Source organism: Bradyrhizobium sp. NBAIM08, assembly GCF_020193935.1.
Lineage (GTDB): Bacteria > Pseudomonadota > Alphaproteobacteria > Rhizobiales > Xanthobacteraceae > Bradyrhizobium > Bradyrhizobium yuanmingense.
Genome location: NZ_JADYVR010000240.1, coordinates 1 through 460, shown reverse-complemented (window position 1 = coordinate 460; position 460 = coordinate 1). Strand labels below are relative to the sequence as shown.

Here is a 460-nt window from a genome sequence, read left to right as displayed (position 1 = left end):
ATGCAGCAAGGCATCCCTAAGATTGTCATTCTGCAAAAGGGCCAGGTTTATCAAATCATGGGGGCCAACCTGCCGGGTTCATTCATGAATGGTTATGAATTGACGGGAACTAAGATCAGGGCCTTGGTGCAAGGTAAACCGGTGGCAGTATTTGCAGGAAGCAGTAGAACAGGGAATGCAGCAAATTGCGGTAATGCCGGTAGAGATAATGATATTGTTCAGTTGTTTCCAATTCACATATGGGGTAAGAAGTATTTAACTGCTCCCACGGCAACAGGCAATAATGTTTCAGCAACGTCAACCAACCTGTATAAAATAACCGTGTACGATACAACAACAATAGTGAAACGAAATGGAACCACGTTAACAGGATTAATTAACCAACGTTACTACCAATTTGAAAGCAATGTTCCTGAATACATAGAAGGTGATAAACCTATCATGGTAGCCCAGTTCATGC

1 protein-coding gene is annotated in these 460 nt (G+C 42.4%); it reads left to right on the top strand.

The genetic code is table 11. The features are described 5' to 3' along the window. A partial coding sequence (locus I6F37_RS39295) for an IgGFc-binding protein (RefSeq protein ID WP_225154269.1) occupies positions 1-460 on the top strand: 460 nt, incomplete at both ends.